21 protein-coding genes are annotated in these 20,098 nt (G+C 64.2%); 17 read left to right on the plus strand and 4 right to left on the minus strand.

The window, feature by feature from the left end:
* Both miaA and dapF read left to right on the plus strand, forming a co-directional pair.
* On the plus strand, nt 1–936 hold the full coding sequence (gene miaA, locus AC1MBU_RS08425; protein ID WP_346028888.1) for a tRNA (adenosine(37)-N6)-dimethylallyltransferase MiaA: 936 nt from the start codon (nt 1–3) through the stop codon (nt 934–936).
* A gap of 1 nt (nt 937) precedes the next feature.
* Nucleotides 938–1,879 carry a diaminopimelate epimerase gene (gene dapF, locus AC1MBU_RS08430; protein WP_277358753.1) on the plus strand — a complete coding sequence of 314 codons (942 nt, stop codon included), beginning with the start codon at nt 938–940 and terminating at the stop codon, nt 1,877–1,879.
* On the opposite strand, the gene AC1MBU_RS08435 is transcribed toward dapF, so the two are convergent.
* The gene (locus AC1MBU_RS08435; protein WP_479786945.1) at nt 1,876–2,505 is read right to left on the minus strand and encodes a class I SAM-dependent methyltransferase; all 630 of its coding nucleotides are present in this window, start codon (nt 2,503–2,505) and stop codon (nt 1,876–1,878) included. The two genes, dapF and AC1MBU_RS08435, sit on opposite strands and share 4 nt — an antisense overlap.
* A gap of 145 nt (nt 2,506–2,650) precedes the next feature.
* On the opposite strand from AC1MBU_RS08435, the gene hflX reads away from it, so the two are divergent.
* Both hflX and AC1MBU_RS08445 read left to right on the plus strand, forming a co-directional pair.
* Nucleotides 2,651–4,216, plus strand: coding sequence for a GTPase HflX (gene hflX, locus AC1MBU_RS08440; protein WP_346028891.1), 1,566 nt, complete (start codon nt 2,651–2,653; stop codon nt 4,214–4,216).
* Entirely contained in the window at nt 4,209–6,230 is a 2,022-nt protein-coding gene (locus tag AC1MBU_RS08445) for an ATP-dependent DNA helicase (RefSeq protein ID WP_479786947.1), read from the plus strand. The genes hflX and AC1MBU_RS08445 overlap by 8 nt, the downstream gene beginning before the upstream one ends.
* Before the next feature lie 20 nt (nt 6,231–6,250).
* On the opposite strand, the gene lexA is transcribed toward AC1MBU_RS08445, so the two are convergent.
* Entirely contained in the window at nt 6,251–6,982 is a 732-nt protein-coding gene (gene lexA / locus AC1MBU_RS08450; RefSeq protein WP_056549196.1) for a transcriptional repressor LexA, read from the minus strand.
* 290 nt (nt 6,983–7,272) lie between these two features.
* On the opposite strand from lexA, the gene AC1MBU_RS08455 reads away from it, so the two are divergent.
* From AC1MBU_RS08455 to AC1MBU_RS08490, 8 genes are all read left to right on the plus strand, one after another.
* Nucleotides 7,273–7,662 (plus strand): LysM peptidoglycan-binding domain-containing protein, encoded by a 390-nt coding sequence (locus AC1MBU_RS08455; RefSeq protein WP_479786948.1) that lies wholly within the window; start codon nt 7,273–7,275, stop codon nt 7,660–7,662.
* A 120-nt stretch (nt 7,663–7,782) separates the two neighbouring features.
* Entirely contained in the window at nt 7,783–8,892 is a 1,110-nt protein-coding gene (locus AC1MBU_RS08460; protein ID WP_277358748.1) for a histidinol-phosphate transaminase, read from the plus strand.
* Between the two features lie 67 nt (nt 8,893–8,959).
* Complete coding sequence (hisB, locus tag AC1MBU_RS08465; protein WP_056548436.1) at nt 8,960–9,577, plus strand: imidazoleglycerol-phosphate dehydratase HisB; 618 nt, start codon at nt 8,960–8,962, stop codon at nt 9,575–9,577.
* Complete coding sequence (gene hisH, locus AC1MBU_RS08470; protein ID WP_056548435.1) at nt 9,574–10,212, plus strand: imidazole glycerol phosphate synthase subunit HisH; 639 nt, start codon at nt 9,574–9,576, stop codon at nt 10,210–10,212. Before hisB ends, hisH begins: the two co-directional genes overlap by 4 nt.
* A gap of 3 nt (nt 10,213–10,215) precedes the next feature.
* On the plus strand, nt 10,216–10,371 hold the full coding sequence (locus AC1MBU_RS08475) for a hypothetical protein (RefSeq protein WP_299165299.1): 156 nt from the start codon (nt 10,216–10,218) through the stop codon (nt 10,369–10,371).
* Between the two features lie 44 nt (nt 10,372–10,415).
* Nucleotides 10,416–11,168, plus strand: a complete 753-nt coding sequence (gene priA, locus AC1MBU_RS08480) for a bifunctional 1-(5-phosphoribosyl)-5-((5-phosphoribosylamino)methylideneamino)imidazole-4-carboxamide isomerase/phosphoribosylanthranilate isomerase PriA (RefSeq protein WP_204535329.1) — start codon at nt 10,416–10,418, stop codon at nt 11,166–11,168.
* 2 nt (nt 11,169–11,170) lie between these two features.
* Nucleotides 11,171–12,037 carry an SseB family protein gene (locus tag AC1MBU_RS08485; RefSeq protein ID WP_277358747.1) on the plus strand — a complete coding sequence of 289 codons (867 nt, stop codon included), beginning with the start codon at nt 11,171–11,173 and terminating at the stop codon, nt 12,035–12,037.
* A 39-nt stretch (nt 12,038–12,076) separates the two neighbouring features.
* Nucleotides 12,077–13,384 (plus strand): MFS transporter, encoded by a 1,308-nt coding sequence (locus tag AC1MBU_RS08490; protein WP_479786949.1) that lies wholly within the window; start codon nt 12,077–12,079, stop codon nt 13,382–13,384.
* Between the two features lie 29 nt (nt 13,385–13,413).
* On the opposite strand, the gene AC1MBU_RS08495 is transcribed toward AC1MBU_RS08490, so the two are convergent.
* On the minus strand, nt 13,414–13,824 hold the full coding sequence (locus AC1MBU_RS08495; protein WP_157359090.1) for a DUF1844 domain-containing protein: 411 nt from the start codon (nt 13,822–13,824) through the stop codon (nt 13,414–13,416).
* A 326-nt stretch (nt 13,825–14,150) separates the two neighbouring features.
* Here AC1MBU_RS08495 and infC point away from each other — a divergent pair, with 326 nt between their 5' ends.
* From infC to AC1MBU_RS08515, 4 genes are all read left to right on the plus strand, one after another.
* A complete protein-coding gene (gene infC, locus AC1MBU_RS08500; RefSeq protein ID WP_479786950.1) occupies nt 14,151–15,221 on the plus strand; it encodes a translation initiation factor IF-3 in 1,071 nt (356 codons plus the stop codon).
* A gap of 111 nt (nt 15,222–15,332) precedes the next feature.
* Complete coding sequence (gene rpmI, locus AC1MBU_RS08505) at nt 15,333–15,527, plus strand: 50S ribosomal protein L35 (protein ID WP_026545492.1); 195 nt, start codon at nt 15,333–15,335, stop codon at nt 15,525–15,527.
* Between the two features lie 91 nt (nt 15,528–15,618).
* Nucleotides 15,619–16,002, plus strand: coding sequence for a 50S ribosomal protein L20 (gene rplT, locus AC1MBU_RS08510; RefSeq protein ID WP_056548429.1), 384 nt, complete (start codon nt 15,619–15,621; stop codon nt 16,000–16,002).
* Between the two features lie 42 nt (nt 16,003–16,044).
* Nucleotides 16,045–16,947, plus strand: a complete 903-nt coding sequence (locus AC1MBU_RS08515) for a TrmH family RNA methyltransferase (protein WP_479786952.1) — start codon at nt 16,045–16,047, stop codon at nt 16,945–16,947.
* Nucleotides 16,948–16,988: 41 nt separating this feature from the next.
* On the opposite strand, the gene AC1MBU_RS08520 is transcribed toward AC1MBU_RS08515, so the two are convergent.
* Nucleotides 16,989–18,215, minus strand: coding sequence for an MFS transporter (locus AC1MBU_RS08520; RefSeq protein WP_479786954.1), 1,227 nt, complete (start codon nt 18,213–18,215; stop codon nt 16,989–16,991).
* A 293-nt stretch (nt 18,216–18,508) separates the two neighbouring features.
* Here AC1MBU_RS08520 and AC1MBU_RS08525 point away from each other — a divergent pair, with 293 nt between their 5' ends.
* Nucleotides 18,509–20,071 (plus strand): FG-GAP repeat domain-containing protein, encoded by a 1,563-nt coding sequence (locus AC1MBU_RS08525; RefSeq protein ID WP_479786955.1) that lies wholly within the window; start codon nt 18,509–18,511, stop codon nt 20,069–20,071.
* Nucleotides 20,072–20,098: the final 27 nt, after the last annotated feature.

Below are 20,098 nucleotides of genomic sequence, written 5' to 3' on the forward strand. Positions count from 1 at the left end.
GTGAGCCGCGCTGTTGCTGCGCCCGCGACGCCGGTGATCGCCGTCGTCGGGCCCACCGGATCCGGAAAGTCCGAGTTGGGCATCGCGCTGGCCGAGGCGCTCGGCGGTGAGATCATCAACGCCGATGCCATGCAGTTTTACCGCGGCATGGACATCGGCACCGCCAAGCTGTCAGTCGGTGAACGCAGAGCTGTTCCCCATCACCTGTTGGACATCCTCGATGTGCGTGAGGAAGCAAGTGTCGCCCGTTATCAGGAGCACAGCCGCGAGGTAATTGCGCAGGTGCGTGCGCGGGGAAACGTGCCCATTCTCGTCGGCGGATCAGGCCTGTACGTCCGTGCGGTGCTCGACGAGCTTGAATTTCCACCGACCGACGCCGTCGTTCGAGCCGGTCTCGAGGCTGAAAGAGACAAGGTGGGCCTTCCTGCACTGCGGGAGCGCCTTGCCGCAGTCGACGCGGTATCGGCGGAACGGCTGGGGGACGAGCGGCGGGTGATCCGCGCCCTTGAGGTGCACGAGCTCACGGGCCGGCCCTTCAGTTCGTACATGCCGCGCCGCGTCTATCACCAGTCTGCCGTCCAGATCGGATTGCAGGCCGATCGGGACGTCCTCAAGGAGAGACTCGCTGAGCGGGTGTACTCGATGGTGGAGCGGGGGTTGCTGGAGGAGGTCCGCAGGCTGGACGACCTCGGGCTGCGAAGCGGCCGCACGGCTTCCCGCGCGCTGGGATACAGCCAGTTTCTGCGGGTACTAGACGGAGGCTGGTCAGCAGCAGAGGCAGCCGAAGACACCGTTGCGGCTACCCGCAGGTTCGCCCGCCGGCAGCTGACGTGGTTCCGGGCCGACGAGCGGATTCAGTGGTTCAACTGGCGTGATCCGGAGCTCCTCACGAAGGCGCTGGGCGCCGTCGCCGCGCACGCCCCCTATCCTAGGTAACGTGACTTCACACACTGAACCAGCATTGTCCGCAAGGCCGGGACTGACGGGACTCTCCTTCTCCAAGGGGCACGGTACCGGTAATGACTTCATTCTGGTGGCAGACCCGAACGGCTCGGTCGATGTGACCGCCGCCGATGTGGCTGCCGCCTGTGACCGCCACCGGGGTATCGGCGCGGACGGATTGATCCGTGCCGTGCCGTCGTCGTTCCTTCCCGAGGGACGGGCCCTGCTTGAGGACACTCCTGAAGCGCAATGGTTCATGGACTACCGCAATAGCGACGGCTCGGTATCAGAGATGTGCGGCAATGGTGTCCGCGTCTTCGTCCATTTCCTCCTCGAATCCGGTCTGGTTGAGTTGGCGGATGGCGCCTCGATGGCCATCGGCACCCGCGGCGGCGTCAAAGTGGTGAAGCGGTCAGTCGATGGGTACTCCGTGGACATGGGGCCGTGGGAGTTCATCTACCCGGAAGCCGCGGCCGCGCGTGCAACCGACTCGCTGGTCGAAGCAGACGGGCTGCAGGTCGCCCGGCCTGGACTGTCAATCAGCATGGGTAATCCACACACGGTCGTCGCCCTTGCCGAAATCGCGGAGCTTCGCGCCACGCGGCTGTTCGACGCGCCTTCGGTGGACCCGGCACCGCCGCACGGAACCAACGTGGAATTCGTCGTCCCGCATGATCCACTCATGCACGACGGCGTTGGACAGCTGAGCATGCGCGTGCACGAACGGGGGGTTGGAGAAACCCTCTCCTGCGGAACCGGAGCCTGCGCCGCTGCAATTGCCACCCGCTACTGGGCGGGAGCGGACGCGCCCGACGTCTGGAGCGTGACCGTGCCCGGCGGAATCGTCGGCGTCCGCTTCACAGTCAGCGCACAGGGGGGAGAGCATGTGCATCTCAGCGGTCCCGCGGTGCTCGTGGCGCGAGGTACGTTCAGCTAGGCCTTCCGGGCGTTTTCCGGTGCGGTCCGCTCAACCCGCAGAATGCGGAAAGACTTCGACGTGGTAGGGCGGTCGACTTCATAGTCGGGCGGCAGCTGCGCTGCAAGCCAACGCTGCAGCGAATCCGCACCGAGGTTCTTCTGGACTACCAACCATGCGTTCCCGCCGGGAGCAAGGCGCGGGAGCCAGCGCAAGAGGAGTTCGTGAAGCGCCTCTTTGCCGATCCGAATCGGTGGATTGGACCAGATCGTGTCGAAGGCAATGTCAGGGTTGACGTCGTCGGGCAGCATGGCCGCCACATTGCCCAGCTCCAGCCTCCGGGCGTTCTCCCTCGTCAACTCCAACGAGCGTTCGTTCACATCGATTGCGATGACCCGGGCGTGCGGTGCCTGAACGGCCATGGTCAGGGCAAGCGGGCCCCAGCCGGAACCAATATCAAGCAGAGTGGAACCGGTGACGGGAGGCACCTCCGACAACAGGATCGCTGTGCCTTTGTCGATGCCGTCGGGACTGAAGATGCCACCTGAGGTGATGAGGTCACGTTCCTGACCCGCAATGGGTACCCGGAGCGGCCGGCGCTTGTCGGGTCCGGAGGGGGCGGCGCTGAAGTAGTGCTGCGAATCCATAATGCTCCAGCCTAGTGCTCCGGGCCGTACCCGTGCGGCCGGGGACCGCTGGCTGTGCAGGAGTTGTCCCTCCGCGCTGAGAGAATTTTTGCCCATGCCGCGGGGGCAACGGACTACCATGGAAAGACGATCACCAAGGGAGAGTATGACCACACATAACGGAGCGTCCGCAACGCCCGAGCCGGAAATGGGCCCGGATGAAATCCAGGCCGTCATTGATCGGATACTTGCCAAGGACCCCGCCTCGTCTTCGAGCGGTTCCCAACGGCGTTTCGGTAGCGGGCCCGGTGGCCGCGCGCAGGCGCTGTCTGATCTCGACGAAGAGCACACGGGTTACGACGGTGAACAGCAGGATCGTGAGGAGCGGCGCGCACTGAGGCGTGTGGCCGGGCTCTCCACCGAACTCGAAGACGTCACCGAAGTCGAGTATCGCCAACTTCGCCTTGAGCGGGTGGTGCTGGCCGGCATCTGGGGCGAAGGGACGGTTGATGACGCTGAAAATTCACTGCGTGAACTCGCTGCCCTGGCTGAGACGGCGGGATCGGAAGTGCTTGACGGCATCATCCAGCGGCGCCTGAAGCCGGATCCCGGAACGTTCCTCGGGGCCGGCAAAGCGGAAGAGCTCAAGAACATTGTGATGGCCACTGGTGCGGACACCGTTGTCGTTGACAGCGAACTGGCCCCCTCCCAGCGCCGGGGGCTTGAGGACATCGTCAAGGTGAAGGTCATCGACCGCACGGCGCTCATCCTGGACATCTTTGCCCAGCATGCAAAGTCCCGTGAAGGCAAAGCGCAGGTCGAGCTTGCGCAGCTTGAGTACCTCCTTCCGCGGCTGCGCGGCTGGGGCGATTCGATGTCCCGTCAGGCTGGCGGCCAGGTTGGCGGCGCCGGTGCCGGTATGGGTTCACGCGGGCCGGGTGAAACCAAGATCGAACTCGACAGGCGGAAGATCCGCACGCGGATGGCCAAGCTGCGGCGCGAAATCGCGGGCATGAAGCCCGCACGCGAGACCAAGCGCGCCAACCGTCGTCGTCATGAGGTTCCATCAGTGGCAATTGCCGGGTACACGAACGCCGGAAAGTCGTCTCTCCTCAATCGGTTGACCGATGCGGGCGTGCTGGTAGAGAACGCGCTGTTCGCGACCCTGGACCCCACCATCCGCCGGGCACAGACGCCTGACGGACTCGAGTTCACTCTTGCTGACACCGTCGGTTTTGTCCGGTCGCTCCCCACCCAGCTCGTCGAGGCGTTCCGTTCGACGCTCGAGGAAGTTGCTGATGCGGACCTGATCCTCCACGTTGTGGACGCATCCCATCCGGATCCGGAGGGGCAGATCACAGCGGTCCGCGACGTCCTGACGGAAGTCGACGCACGCAAAGTGCCTGAGATCGTCGTCCTGAACAAGGCCGACGCGGCAGATCCGTTTGTGCTTGAACGCCTCAGGCAGCGCGAACCCCGCCATGCAATTGTTTCCGCCCGCACAGGTCAGGGGATCGAGGAGCTGCTGGAACTGATCAGCCAGTCCATCCCGCGTCCAAGCGTGAAACTGACTCTGCTCGTGCCCTACCAGCGCGGAGACATCGTGAGCCGACTGCATCAGCCGGACGCAGAGATCCTCGGCCTGGAGCATGTGGAGGACGGCACTCGGGTAGATGTGATGGTCAGGGAAGGTCTGGCGGCAGAACTGGAGCCGTTCGTCACGCATGGCTGAGGGAAGCATCAGTCCCCTTCGACTGCTTGATGACGTCGTAGCGGCGATGGGCGGGCAGCAGCGTAGCGGGCAGCATGAAATGGTACGCCAGGTCGAGGAAGCAATCGGCAACGGCACACACCTGTTGGTGCAGGCCGGAACCGGAACAGGGAAGTCACTGGCCTATCTGCTTCCGCTCATCGCGCATGCCGTGAAGGGTGACACAACCTCGATCGTCTCGACGGCCACCCTTGCCCTTCAGTCCCAGATCGTCAACCGCGATCTGCCGAGACTTCTCGAGACCCTGCGTGGTTCGCTTCCTCGGCCGGTCGACGTAGCGCTTCTGAAAGGCCGGGGGAACTATGTCTGCAGGCATAAGACGGCAGGAGGTTTCCCCGACGAGGATGATTCGGGAGCCCTCTTCTCCCTCGACGGTGACACCGCGGCGCCGCATCCTGCGGCAGGACCTTCCACCCCGCTCGGACGGGAAATCGTGCGGTTGCGGGAGTGGGCGGAAGAAACGGAGACCGGGGACCGGGACGAACTCCTTCCCGGTGTCAGCGACCGGGCCTGGCGCCAGGTATCGGTGTCCAGCATGGAGTGCCTTGGTGCGCAAAAGTGTCCCGTTGCTGAGGAATGCTTCAGCGAGCGCGCACGGGAGAGGGCAGGAAAAGCGGACATTGTCATCACCAACCATGCGCTGCTGGCGATCAACGCTTTCGAGGGGCTGGCGGTCCTTCCGGAGCACGACGTAGTGGTCATTGACGAGGCGCACGAGCTACACGACCGCGTCACGTCTGCGGTGTCTGGGCAACTGTCAGGAGCACTGATCGGCGCTGCGGCCTCAGCGGCGAGGCGCCATCTCGGTTCCAACACGGACACATTGGCGGCCGCGCAGGATGCCTTCGAGAACGCGTTCGACGCTCAGCCCACGGGTCTGATGGCTGGGGGACTGGACGAGTTGCAGGAACTCGCGCTCGTGCAATTGCGGGAGTCATGCCGCCTGGCGCTGTCCGAATCGAGTTCCGACGGGTCCTCCCAGTCGGCAGACGGTGGCCGCCAGATGGCACGCTCACGGCTGTTGGTATTGCTCGAATTGTCCGAACGGATGGTCGCAGCAGGTGGCGCGGGCGAAGTGCTCTGGGCGAGTCGGCCAAGTACCTTTACACCGGGCTCCGGTTACTCCGCGGCTGATGACTCCTCGCCTGCCACGATCAGCATTGCGCCGCTGTCGGTTGCCGGGCGTCTGAGGCGGGGATTGTTCGAGGACCACACGGTTGTGCTCACGTCAGCTACGCTCGCAATCGGCTCGGAGTTCGGACCGGTTGCCGGGTCCCTCGGTTTGACGGGCGAGGGAGCGCCGTCATGGACCGGCGTGGACGTTGGCAGCCCATTCGACTATCCCCGTCAGGGTGTCCTGTACGTTGCCAAGGACCTGCCCAAACCGGGCCGCGGGACTTCCGGGGAACAACTGGATGAGCTGGAGGCGCTCATCAAAGCCTCCCGCGGAGGAGCGCTGGGACTGTTCTCCTCGCGGCGTGCGGCGGAGGACGCTGCTGACGCGTTGAGGGACCGGCTCGACGTTGAGATTCTCTGTCAGGGTGAATCTTCCATGTCCGCGCTGGTGAAGCAGTTTTCAGAGGAGCCCGACACCTGCCTGTTCGGCACTATGTCGCTGTGGCAGGGCGTCGATGTGCCTGGAACTGCCTGCCGGCTTGTCACCATCGACCGCATACCGTTTCCCCGACCTGATGATCCACTCATGACTGCGCGGACCCGAGCTGTCGCAAAGGCCGGAGGCAACGGATTCATGAATGTTTCCGCTACCCATGCCGCCGTTCGTCTTGCGCAGGGAGCCGGCCGTCTCATCCGCTCCCACGATGATCGAGGCATGGTGGCAGTACTGGACTCCCGGCTGGCAACCGCGGGCTACGGCGGCTTCCTCAGGGCTGCGCTACCGCCGTTTTGGTCGACGACGGACCGCGCAACGGCGCTCGGGGTCCTCTCCCGGCTCGCTGAGACGCAGCGCGCCTAGCACCATGCCGCGCGCCTCGGTCAGAGCGCACGCATCACCGAGACAACTTTGCCCATGATGGTGGCGTGGTCACCGAGTATCGGCTCGTAATTGGTGTTCTGCGGCAGAAGCCAGGTGTGACCGTCACGCTGCCGGAAGGTCTTCACTGTGGCCTCATCATCGAGGAGTGCTGCCACCACATCGCCGTTCTCGGCTGTGCTCTGCTGGCGGACCACTACCCAGTCTCCGTCGCAGATCGCTGCATCAATCATGGAGTCACCTGAAACACGCAGCATGAACAGATCGCCGTGCCCGACGAGCTGCCGGGGCAGTGGCATGACATCCTCAACAACCTGATCCGCCAGAATAGGACCTCCGGCTGCAATCCGTCCGACCAGCGGGACCATTGCCGCGTCGACGGCCGACGATGCCCGCGCAGGTTCCTCTCTTTCGGCGGAGGAGGGCAGCGCACGCGGTGTGCTGTCACCGAGCGTGAGAGGAAGCAGGATTTCCATCGCTCGCGGGCGCTTGGGATCGCGGCGGATGTAACCCATGCGTTCCAGCTGTGAAAGCTGGTGCGTGACGCTGGACAGACTCGCAAGACCTACGGTGTCACCGATCTCGCGCATTGAGGGCGGGTAGCCGTGCGCAGCTACGCTGCGCTGAATTGTCTCAAGAATTTTTGTCTGACGTGCTGTCATTCCCTTTGGCATGGCCCTGCCGCGCGGCCTTCCGCGTCCGCGCTTCGCATCGGGCGAAGGCACCTCTGCCATGTCCTTTGACGCACTGAGATCTGCCACGAGATGCATCCCTTCCTCCGGCCGGGCCCGGACTGCTGGCTCGCCAACCATTTTTGTCAGTGGCGGGTGATGAGCTGGTTTGTGAAGCAGCCGGACCGTCACCCTTGACAGCAACGCTAGGGGAGGCGGGACGTGTTTTCAAACATTTGTTCGAGTGAGTCTCGACAATATTAGTTTACAAGTGCTAATAATAAGTGCAGAGGAATAGAACACAGCTTCGAACAAAGCTGTGGGAGATCCACACAACGAGAAAGGTGGACGCCATGTCTACGCTCCATATCGCAGGATCAGCTTCCGTACTTCACCCAGAGGACCGTGAGAATAACGGGCCGGCTGCGGCGCCGCGCCTTCATCTCACCCGTCGCGGCCGGGTGGTTCTGGTGGCAATTCCGGTCGCATTGCTTGTTGCCGTACTGCTGGTGGTTGCTTCGTTCTTCACCTCCCAGGCGCAGGCAGCGACAGCCGGCGGTGACCTCACGGACACTGTCCGGGTCAGTGTTGCGTCGGGGGAGACACTCTGGGCTCTTGCTGCCGAGTACGCGCCGGAACGTGATCCGCGAGCCGTCGTTGAGGAAATCGTCGAACTGAATGTTCTAGGCTCGTCGACCGTGCAGGCCGGGCAGTCGCTTCATATTCCGGTTGGAAATCCATAAGGAGCGGATCTGCTTCCGCACAGCGGTAGGCGCGCTGATTCTTCACAGGTTGGCTCGTAACAGTTCGCCCGGCTTCAGCGGAATTCTTCGTGGCGGATGGGGCGGCCTTAAACTCTCATGGTGACCGATCCGCTAGAACGCCTTAACAGACTGCCGATCCGCGAGAATCTGCGCGGCCTTCGACCATACGGTGCGCCCCAGATCGATGTGCCCATTCTGCTGAACGTCAATGAGAACACCCATGGCGTTCCGGAGGATGTTCGCAGTGCAATTGTTGAAGCAGTCGAGGGCGCCGTGGCGGGGCTGAATCGCTACCCTGACCGGGAGTTCACCGTGCTTCGCGAACATCTCGCCACGTACCTAGGGCACGGACTCACCGCGGACAACATCTGGGCGGCGAATGGATCCAATGAGGTTTTGCAGCACGTCCTCCTCGCGTTCGGCGGACCGGGCCGGACTGCGTTGGGATTTCCTCCCACCTACTCGATGTATCCGCTGCTCGCAGGCTCCACCGGTACTGGATACCTGACAGGTTCGAGGGATGAATCCTTCGACCTGGACGCTCGTACCACCGCCAGCGAGGTAGCCGCCACGGGCGCAAACATTGTCTTCCTGTGCAGCCCGAACAACCCGACCGGCACAGCGCTTCCCCTGGAGGTGGTTTCCGAGGTCTACGATGCAGGCGAAGCGGCGCAGGCAATCGTCATTGTGGACGAGGCGTATGCAGAGTTTTCCCACTCCGGCACTCCGAGTGCGCTGGAGCTCCTGCCCGGCAGGGAACGGCTTATCGTCTCGCGCACCATGAGTAAAGCCTTTGCGCTGGCCGGAGCCCGTCTCGGGTACTTGGCCGCAGCCCCGGAAATTGCGGATGCGCTTCGGCTCGTGCGTCTCCCGTACCACCTGTCGGCGATTACGCAGGCCACGGCTGTCGCGGCGCTGACCCATTCGGCGAAGCTGCTCGCCAACGTGGATGAGATCAAGCGGCAAAGAGACCGCATTGTGTCCGGGCTGACGGGGATGGGTCTGCCCGTTGCACCTTCGGACTCCAATTTTGTGCTGTTCGGAGGGCTCGATGATCCGGGCGCCGTCTGGCAGGACCTGCTTGATGCCGGGGTTCTTATCCGGGACGTCGGGATTCCGGGCCACCTTCGGGTGACCGCCGGAACGCAGGAAGAGACCACAACCTTCCTGAAAGCCCTCGAATCTTTGATCCGGCCGCGAGTCTCCTAAACTGGACCGGGACGCACATGCGGGCCCGCCGCCCGTCTCGCTGCCGAAACAACCGTAAGGACCATCCATGACCGCGGAAGCTACTGCCAATCGCGCTGCCCGACGTGAGCGGACCACGAGTGAGTCGTCGGTGTTCGTCGAGGTCGATCTAGACGGCACCGGGCGCTCGGAGATCAGCACGTCCGTGCCGTTCTACGACCACATGCTGACGGCCCTGGCAAAGCACTCATTGATCGATCTCACCGTGAGGGCCACCGGCGACACCCACATCGATGTCCACCACACTGTGGAGGATGTAGCGATCACATTCGGTGAGGTTCTGCGCGAGGCTCTCGGCAACAAGGCAGGTATCCGGAGGTTTGGTGAGGCAACTGTGCCCCTGGACGAAGCTCTCGCCAATGCCGTCGTCGACATTTCCGGGCGCCCCTATCTGGTTCACTCAGGTGAACCCACAGGCCAGGAGTACCACCTCATCGGCGGACATTTCACGGGATCCCTGACGCGCCATGTCTTCGAGGCGATCACCCTGCACGCCCAGATTTGCCTGCATATGACGGTCCTTGGCGGCCGGGATCCGCACCACATCGTCGAGGCCCAGTTCAAGGCTTTCGCCCGCGCCCTTCGCGCCGCGGTTGAACCGGACCCGCGGGTGAGCGGAATCCCTTCCACCAAGGGAGCGCTATGAGCGCGCCGAAAGTGACGGTTCTCGATTATGGTTCCGGGAACATTCGTTCGGCGGTGCGGGCACTGGAACACGTCGGCGCTGAAGTCACACTGAGTTCAGCGGCTGATGATGTCCTCAACGCCGACGGGCTCGTCGTGCCCGGTGTGGGAGCGTTTGCCGCCGTCATGCAGGGCTTGAAAGAGGTAGACGCGCTGCGCATGATCGGCCGTCGTGTTGCCGGCGGTCGCCCCGTCCTCGGAATCTGCGTCGGGTTGCAGATCCTGTTTGAGGAGGGGGTGGAACACGGCGTACGGACCCAGGGCATGGGGGAGTGGCCCGGTACGGTCGAACGGCTCAAGGCGGAAGTTGTGCCGCACATGGGCTGGAACACCGTCGACGCCCCCGCCGGGTCGGTGCTTTTCGAGGGCATTGCTGAAGAGCGCTTCTACTTCGTTCACTCCTACGGTGTGCAGGAATGGAACTTCGACGTCACCCAGCCGGCTATGCGGCCGCCGCTCGTCACCTGGTCCACGCACGGCAGCCCGTTCATTGCCGCGGTGGAGAATGGCCCACTCTCCGCCACGCAGTTCCACCCCGAAAAATCCGGCGACGCCGGTGCGCAGTTGCTGCGTAACTGGACCGGCAGCCTTCGCTGATCCATGTGGAGCCTGATTCTCATGGGACTGGCGGGGCTGCTGATCGGCGGCGTCGTTTCATTCCATCGCCAGCAGATGCCCCGCGCGCTCACCATCAGCTTCGGCGTTCTCGCCGTCCTGGCGCTGCTCGCCGCGTACCTGCTCACCCTGACCCCCTAACTGTCCGGCTGCGCCGGCACCGATCTTAAGAACAAAGGAAGCGAATGAGTCCCTTCACCGAATCGCCCATCCTCGAACTGCTCCCTGCGGTTGACGTGGCCGACGGCCAGGCCGTCCGGCTGGTACAGGGAGCGGCCGGCAGCGAAACAAGTTATGGCGATCCACTCGATGCCGCACTGCAATGGCAGAACGACGGCGCCGAATGGGTCCATCTCGTTGACCTGGACGCGGCCTTCGGCCGGGGATCAAATCGCGATTTGCTTGCCCGCGTCGTCAAGGAACTGAGCATCAAAGTGGAGCTCTCCGGCGGGATCCGGGATGACGCGTCCCTGGACCAGGCGCTCGAGCTCGGAGCGGAGCGGGTAAACCTCGGCACCGCGGCCCTGGAAAATCCCGTGTGGACAGCCAGCGCAATTGCCCGCTACGGCGACGCCGTGGCCGTCGGTCTCGACGTTCGTGGCACCACCCTGGCTGCCCGCGGCTGGACGGAGGAAGGCGGTGACCTCTGGGAGGTACTCGCCCGCCTGGATGATGCCGGCTGTGCTCGCTATGTCGTGACTGACGTGACCAAAGACGGAACGCTTCGGGGTCCCAACCTCCAGCTCCTCCGGGAGGTGCTCGAGAAAACCGAGCGGCCCGTGGTGGCATCCGGCGGCATCTCCAGTTTGGATGACCTTGCCGCGCTCCGGCAGTTGGTCCCCGATGGGCTTGAAGGAGCCATTGTAGGAAAGGCCCTCTATGCGGGCGCCTTCACACTACCGCAGGCGCTCGACGTCGCGGGGCTCCCGGAGCGCTAGCCATGGCAGAGCGGAGGCTTCCTGCCCACATCGAAGCGGCGCTGAGCGGTAACATCGCTGACTCGGCAGGCCGCGCCTGGGAAGGAAGGGATCTTTCCGGCGGCGGGAACCCGCTGCACGCCTTCGACAAGGACGACGGCGCGGTGCCGGCGGTTTACGCCGCTGCCCTGCAGGCTCTGGTGCACGGCGCCGCTGATGAGGCCGCAGTGCTGCGGGCGCTGACGGAAATCCGTGTCTTCGTACCGGTGATCGCGCAGCTTGGCGGCCCGGAAGCTGCTGATGATGTCACTGCAGCTCCCGGGGACCGGCACCATGAAGGTGACAAGGAAGCCGACATGGCGCTGGTAACCATCAAGGCGCCGGACGGGCGGAGCGCCCTGCCGGTCTTCACAGCCACGGCGCACCTCCAGAGCTGGCATCCGGAGGCCAGGCCCGTTGCGGTCTTCGCCTCCCGGGCAGCCCTGGCCGCGGTGTCCGAGAAAGCTGAACTCATGGTGGTCGATCCGGGCGCAGAAGTGACATTCGTCGTGCGCCGCCCCGCTCTCTGGGCGCTGGCGCAACAGGGCCAATGGTCGCCGTCGTACTCTGATCCGGACCTGGCCCGCCTCGTGGGGAAGGCGGTCGTTCCGGGCGGGAGCATTCGCAGGGTCGAAATCGCGCCCGGGGGAGGAATTTCAAGCCGCACCGCTGGCGGTAAAGTGGTTGGAGGCGGCGGTGCCGGTCCCGAGTTGCGCCTGACCCTCGTACTTGAGGAAGGTCTCTCACAGGAGGACGTCCGCTCCACAGCGGCGGCGTTCCAGGACCGCCTCCAAAACCTGCAGGAGTTTGTCGAGCGGGTGGACTCGCTCGAAATCCGGCTCACGCGTTGATCTTCCACGCGGTTGGGCCCGCGTGAAAGATGAAGAACGTTGAACTTTGCCGTTTACCGGGAGCTGCTCAGGATTGTCCCGGTCCGCCGACTGCTGATCGTGGGAATGATCGCACGCTTTCCCCACTCTGCCGCAGGGGTGCTGCTTACCCTCCACGTGGTGCAGACCCTCGAACGCGGTTATGCCGAGGCGGGCGCCGTAGCTGCAGTGATGACCATCGGTATCGCCGTCGGTGCGCCCTGGCGCGGCCGGCGTGTCGATACAGCAGGCCTGCGGGCCGCGCTGATTCCATCGGTGATTGCCGAGGCCGTGATCTGGTCGGTGGCGCCCCACCTGTCATACGAGTGGCTGCTGCTGGCCGCGCTCGTTGGCGGCATCTTTACCCTTCCCGTGTTCTCCGTTGTCCGGCAGTCTTTGGGTGTGCTCGTGAGCGGAAACTCCCGCCGGACGGCTTTCACCCTCGACGCGGTGGCCACCGAGGTGATCTTTATGGGCGGGCCGGCGTTGGGGGCTGTGCTCGCAACGCAGGTGTCCACGGTGCTGGGACTGACTGTTGTGGGCTTCTCCACCGCCGTGGCGGGGATGTTCCTCATGTGGTTCAACCCGCCGACACGCAGTACCCAGCCGGGAGCCGTCGGTGCCACGCTGTCCGGAGCGCAGGATGATGCAGCGGCCGTGGAAGTGTTGGTGGCATCAGCTCCGGCCCACGTCAGTGAAGCGTCAGCAGAACTCGTTCCCGGAGCGCGGCCGGCCCGTGCTGTACGGGCGCGGGCGCGGATGGCGCACAGTTTCGCCTGGCTCACGCTGCCGGTGGCCGTGGTCATGATCGTGGCCGCCGGTGCCGGCCTTGTCCTTGCCGGCACGGATGTCGGCATCATCGCGGTACTGGAAGCCGATCAGCGGGCCTTCGAGCTGGGCTGGGTCTTCCTCGCCTGGTGCTCGGCGTCCGTTGTGGGCGGCCTCGTCTACGGTGCCATGCACCGACCGCTCTCGCCGCTGGTGCTCCTGCTGCTGATGGCGGTTCTCACCATCCCGATGGGCTTTGCGGACAGCACGGTGGTTCTTGCGTTGCTCTCAATTGCGCCAGGGCTGCTATGTGCTCCGGTTCTCTCCGCGGCCTCGGAGCGGATTGCTCATCTGGTCACCGAGGAACGCAGGGGGGAAGCCATGGGCTGGTATGGCTCAGCCCTCACCTCCGGAGTGGCACTGGGCGCGCCGCTGGCAGGCGTGATGATCGACTCCGTGGGCCCGTGGGGCGGGTTCGTCGCAGTGGGTGCAGCGGCCGCCGCCCTGAGCCTGGCGTGTCTGGGAGCACAACAGGTACTACGACGGCGGCGCTTCGCCTGATCTCTCAGATCCCGTTTCGCGAAGGACAGTCAGTTGACCGGACCGGTGAACTTCTCGCCCGGTCCCTGGCCTGGAGCGTCAGGGATGAGTGATGCTTCCCTGAACGCAAGCTGCAGGGACCTCAGGCCATCGCGCAACGGGCCGGCATGCTGGCTGCCGATCTCCGGAGCTGCGGCGGTGATGAAGCCGGCGAGTGCAGTAATCAGCTTGCGGGCCTCGTCGAGGTCCTTGTAGGTTTCGGCGTCAGTGCCCTCAGCCAGTCCGCACTTGACGGCAGCTGCGCTCATCAGGTGCACTGCCGACGTCGTAATCACCTCGACGGCGGCGACTTCCGCAATGTCCCGAACGGGATTGTTCGCATTGCCGGACGCGGCGCGCGTTTCCTCCGGCGTCTGGAAGGTGTGGCGTGCGGCGTCGGGATTATTGTCTGCTGTGCTCATGCTGGTAAGCTTGTCACAGACCAACTGGGGGTCGTTATTTTTTGTGGCCGGGAACGGCATGAAAAAGATCACCAGTATGCAAGCGGAGTCCTCTCCCACCCGCGATTGCCGCCGTTGCCCCAGAGGCAGCCACAGGCAGCCGGGTTCGGGTCGGTGCGCTGGCTCTCCCTTTGGTAGGGAGCGCCGTTGATGCACTGATGCCGAGGCCTTCGATTGCGCATGCAGTTGGAGGCCTTCTCCTTTTGCAGGCGGTTCAGTTTTTCAACGGATATCAGGAGCAGCACATTAGCGAGCCAAGAATCAATGATCGTATCCGCGTCCCAGAGGTGCGGTTGGTAGGCCCTGCCGGCGAACAGGTTGGAATCGTCCGCATCGAAGACGCCCTCCGCCTCGCCGCTGAGTCCGACCTTGATCTTGTTGAGGTGGCACCTCAGGCAAAGCCTCCCGTTGCCAAGCTCATGGACTTCGGTAAGTACAAGTACGAAGCCGCGGTGAAGGCGCGTGAAGCGCGCAAGAACCAGACGAACACCGTGCTGAAGGAAATCCGGTTCCGCCTGAAGATCGATACCCACGATTACGAGACCAAGCGGGGCCACGCTATCCGCTTCCTCGGTGCCGGAGACAAGGTCAAGGCCATGATCCAGTTCCGCGGTCGCGAGCAGCAACGTCCCGAGATGGGCATCCGCCTCCTGCAGAAGTTTGCTGAGGATGTGTCCGAGGTCGGCGTGGTTGAGTCCACCCCCCGCATTGACGGTCGCAACATGGTCATGGTTATCGGCCCGGTGAAGAACAAAGCCGAAGCCAAGGCTGAAGCACGCCGTGCTGCCCAGCGCGCCGAGTCAAAGGCTGCCAATGATTCATCGAGGGACAAGGTTGACACCTCTGGCTCCGCACCGATGACGCAGAGCATCGGAGACTTGCTGCCCGAGGAACTGCGTACGGCAGGATCAGCTTCGGCGTCTGAGACTCCTGTAGCTGAGGCTCCTGTAGCTGAGAGTTCGGCACCTGTGACGGCAGGACCTGAGACCGCAGCGTCTGCTGTTGATACGCCTGCTACTGATGCGCCGAAGGCTGCTGAGGCCACGCAGGTAGAGGAAGCACCGAAGAAAGCTGCGCCGAAGCAGGCTGCGCCGAAGGAAGCTGCGCCGAAGGAAGCTGCACCGAAGGAAGCTGCGCCCAAGCAGGCCGCGCCGAAGGAAGCCGCACCGAAGCAGGTTGCCGCTCCGGCTGCAGCGCCGAAGCCTGCCGCTGCTGCCGCAGCGCCGAAGCCCGCTGCCGCGCCCAAACCTGCAGCAACGCCGAAGCCCAGGCCTGCGTCGGCTGCACCAAAACCAACCGGCAAGGCTGCCCCGGCCAAGGGAACGCCAAGCCGATCGAAGCCGTCCGGCTCCAACTAGGAGTCGGCTGCCCACCAGGCAGCAAGGCAACACGTAAGCACCGCAGTCCGCTGCGGAGATCGCAAGAGCCGCCGGCAAAGTGCCGGCGGAGACCAAAGGAGATCGGTTTCCATGCCGAAGATGAAGACCCACAGTGGCGCCAAAAAGCGCTTCAAGCTGACCGGCAGCGGAAAGCTCAAGCGCCAGCAGGCCAACCGTCGTCACTACCTGGAGCACAAGCCCTCCACGTTGACGCGCCGTCTGGCCAGCGACCAGATCGTGTCCAAGGCTGACACCAAGGTCATCAAGAAGATGCTCGGCGTCTAACACACCCCTATCACTTCCGGACACCCTCGCAGGCGGCTGTACTGCCGCCCACGGAACCTCTGTTCGGACGATCTATCTAAGGAGTACGCACGTGGCACGTGTGAAGCGGGCAGTCAATGCCCACAAGAAGCGTCGGGTTATTCTTGAGCGCGCCAAAGGCTACCGGGGGCAGCGTTCGCGCCTGTACCGCAAGGCAAAGGAGCAGCTGCTCCACTCGTTCGTCTACAGCTACGGCGATCGCCGCAAGCGCAAGGGCGACTTCCGTCGGCTCTGGATCCAGCGCATCAACGCTGCGTCCCGTGCCAATGGCCTCACGTACAACCGCCTCATCCAGGGCTTGAAGGCTGCCGGCATTGAGGTTGACCGCCGGATGCTCGCAGACCTCGCCGTAACTGACGCCAACGCGTTCGCGGCACTCGTGCAGATCGCCAAGGACGCACTGCCGTCCGACACCTCTGCGCCGGTCCACGCGTAGGCAGCGCACCCAGCCGGTTCCGTGAGCCGGTTGAAATAATCCATGAATACATCCGAACGCCCCCAGGCACAGCTACTGACCAATCCCCGATCAGATCGGGTCCGGGAGGTAGCGAAGCTTGCGGGGCGTTCGGCCCGTCAGCGGCAGGAATCCTTCCTCGCCGAAGGTCCGCAGGCTGTACGCGAAGCGTTGCGCCTCCACGAGGCCCGCCGTCTGGCCGGGGGAGCCGGCGTCGTGGAGGACGTGTATCTGACCGTTGAGACCCTGGCGCGCTACCCGGAGTTCGGTGCTGTGGTTCCGCCGCGGATGGTGACGGCCGAGGTGCTTGCAGCTATGAGCTCAACCGTCACGCCGCAGGGTGCCCTCGCAGTCTGCCGTTTCATCGACTCGTCGCTGGCGTCGGTGCTTGAGCGCAGTCCGCGGCTGATTGCCGTCCTGGTGGAGGTTCGTGATCCCGGAAATGCCGGGACTATCCTCCGTGCCGCCGACTCCGCCGGCGCTGACGCTGTGGTGTTGACCAGCGGAAGCGTGGACGTCTACAACCCGAAGACCGTCCGGTCGACTGTGGGTTCCCTTTTCCATCTGCCCGTGGTGGTCGGCGTCGATACCCGGGACCTGCTGACAGCGCTTGCCGGTCATTCCGTCACGGTGCTGGCGGCCGACGGCTACGGCGACTGGAACCTGGACGAGCTTCAGGACGCGAGTGCGGCCAGGCGGCTGGCGCCGTCGTCCCTTAGTGTAAATGAGCAGGACGCACGGAAGCCGTTCCTGGAGGCCTCCACAGCCTGGTTTTTCGGCAACGAGGCGCAGGGATTGGCGCCGGAAGTATTGGAGGCAGCCGGCCACCGGGTGTCAGTACCCATTTACGGCAGCGCTGAGAGCCTGAATGTCGGTACCGCAGCAACTGTGTGCCTCTACGCGTCCGCCCGGGCTCAGCGCGGTTAGACGGCTTTCTTCCGTCGGGTCCGCGGGAGGCGGCCAAAAGCTCAGCGGGAGGCGGCGAGAACCGGCTTCTCCGGAGCCGTGGCGGCGCGGTCCATCCGACCGCTGATCAACGCCACTCCCAGACCGAAGGCCGCAAGCACAGCACCCACCAGGGCCGGTGCCGTGTAGCCCCAGCCGAGCGCGATCACCGCGCCGCCGAGAAACGCGCCCAACGCATTCGCCGTATTGAGCGCCGCGTGGTTCATGGAAGACGCCAGCGACGGAGCGTCGGGGGAGACATCCATCAGGCGCACCTGCAGCGAGGGGATCAGAGCCGATCCGATCGCCCCGACGAGGAAGACGAACAGCAGGGCCGTCGGTGCCCACTGCACCGCCACGGCGAAAAGCAGAAGGCACACCGAGATGCTTCCCATCACCCAGTAGATGGTCCCCAATACGGAGATATCGGCGAGTCGCCCGCCTACGACGTTGCCTGCGACCATGCCAAGACCATAGAGCGCGACGACGATCGGCAGCACAGCTTCGGAGACACCGGCCACTTCCGTCATGGTCGGTGCAATGTAGGTGTACACAGCGAAGAATCCGCCGAAACCGACCGTGCCGATCAGCAGGGTCATCCATACCTGTCCCCGTTTCAGTGCCCCCAGCTCCCGGGTGATGCTCGCGCCGTCGCGTACGTCCTGATGGGGTACAAAGCGGGCGATCAGGAGCAGCGTGAGGATGCCGATGAACCCTACGAGGATGAACATGGTCCGCCACCCGAACTGCTGCCCGAGCCAGGTCGCAAAAGGCACTCCCACAACGTTGGCAATGCTCAGTCCCATCATGACCATCGCAACAGCGTGGGCACGCCGCGTCGGCGAGGACAGTGATGCGGCGATGACCGCGGCTACTCCGAAGAAGGCCCCGTGGGGCAAGCCGGAGATGAATCGGGAGACCAGGAGCCACCCGTAGTCGTGGGCAATGTAGGAGGAGAGGTTCCCTACGGTGAAGAGGGCCATCAGTGCCAGCGCTACCCGCTTGTGCGGGAGCCGGGCACCGAGCGTTGAGAGCAGGGGAGCACCAACGACGACTCCCAGCGCGTACGCCGAGATGACGTGCCCGCCCGCGGGGATATCCACGCCGAGGTCATCCACCATGTTGGGCAGCAGCCCCATGATGGCGAACTCGGTAGTGCCGATCCCGAAGCCACCCACCGCCAGGGCGAGAATCGCCAGGACAAGGGTGTGCGTTGGTCGTTCGGCGGGCATTGCAGGCACGGGACTCATTTCGACGACGGGAAGTGCCTAAGCGGCGCCGGTTATGTGGCCGCGCATCGTTGAGCAGGGACTTCTTGCACCTTCCACTTTACGGGTCCGAGATTGGATCGATGCCAAAAAGATCCCGAACCGGGCGGTGCAAAGTACGGCAGTCGGCTCTAAAATTGGACCGGCACGAGGAGCGCGGAGCCATGGATGGATCATCCCCTGAACCAGCAATTTCTCCCGGAACGTCTCAGTATTCGTTCCGGAGATCATCTGACTACGGGTCGCCTGCGCCGCCTTCGGCTGTCCACCGGCTGTTGACCACCTGCCTTCTGACGTTCAGCCTCATTGTGGGCATGCTGGGAGCTACCGTTCCCGCGGCTCACGCGGCGCCCCTTTTCGGTCATGACGTTTCCTGGCCACAGTGTTCGACGGCGCAGGGCGGCTTCGGGCTGCCTCTTCCGCCGCCGGCATCCCAGTTTGTCATCATCGGCCTGACCCGCGGGCTTGCCTTCACCGAAAACCCGTGCCTTGCAGACCAGGTAACCTGGGCGCGCACCAACGCCAAGCCGGCCCACGGCTACGCCATGGCCACCTACCCGACTGCGGCCCAGCTCACCACCTACGGCGGGCAGGGGCCGTGGTCGTCCACAACGCACGCCGGGCGGCTTTCCAACGTTGGCTATTCGGAGGCCCGCTTCGCCGTTCAGAGCCTCACTCGGATCGGATTCCGCCCGCCGGTGGTGTGGATCGATGTTGAACCGCGCCCTGCCCAACCATGGCCGGCTGCAACCGCCGCCCAACGATTGGACAACAGATACGTCGTCGAAGGGCTCATGCGCGGATTGCGTGACGCTGGATTCGCCTACGGTTTCTACTCCTACACCGCCGGTTGGCAGGAAATCGTTGGCCAATGGCGGTTGACGGGCGTACCTGTCTGGGCCACGGCAGGCAGGCTGGACTACCCGACCGAGGCACTCGACAGGTGCTTTCCACCCAGCTTCTCCGCCGGCCGTGTCTACATTTCCCAGTGGTATGACGATGTCCGTGACTATGACCGCACGTGCGAACCGTATAACTTCACTGCGCTGCCCATCCCGGCCTCTACGCTGACCGGCTCCACCGCCGAGTTCAACGGGGACTGGCGTAACGACATTCTGGCCCGCGTCGGCGCGACCGGCGAGCTGAGACTGTATGCCGGAACCGGTGCCGGGCGTTTGAACTCCGGAATCCAGATCGGCAATGGCTGGGGGATCTTCAACGCGCTGGAGACACTCGGCGACTTCAACGGCGACGGCCCCGCAGATGTGATCGGTCGCGAAGCAGCTACCGGGGTGCTGTGGCTCTACAGGGGGAACGGCACCGGCGGTTGGTTGCCGCGTGTACAGGTGGGCCATGGCTGGAATGGAATGAGCAGCATCACTGCACCTGGGGATTTCGACGGTGATCAGCGGGTGGACCTGCTGGCACGCGAACGGGCCACGGGTGCGTTGTGGCTGTATCGGGGGAATGGTTCCGGTGGTTGGCTGCCGCGCGTCCTCGTGGGAAGTGGATGGAACTCGATAACCGCGATCATCACGCCGGGCGATTTCAGCGGCGACCGGACCAGCGACGTCCTCGCACGCGATGCCGCGGGCATCCTCTGGCTCTACCCGGGTAACGGTGCGGGCGGATGGTTGCCACGGGTCCGCGCCGGGCATGGCTGGAACTCGATGACCGCGATCATTGGAACGGGTGACCTCAACGGTGACCGAATTGCTGACATCGCCGCACGTGATTCGAGCGGTGCACTCTGGCTGTACCCGGGCAACGGCAGGTCCGGCTTCCTTTCGCGCAGTCCCCTCGGCTCAGGCTGGAACGGAATCAACGCCATCTTCTAAGCCGTCGTTCTGCGCCCCTAGACTGGC

The sequence above is a fragment of the Arthrobacter sp. PTI12 genome (assembly GCF_056679915.1).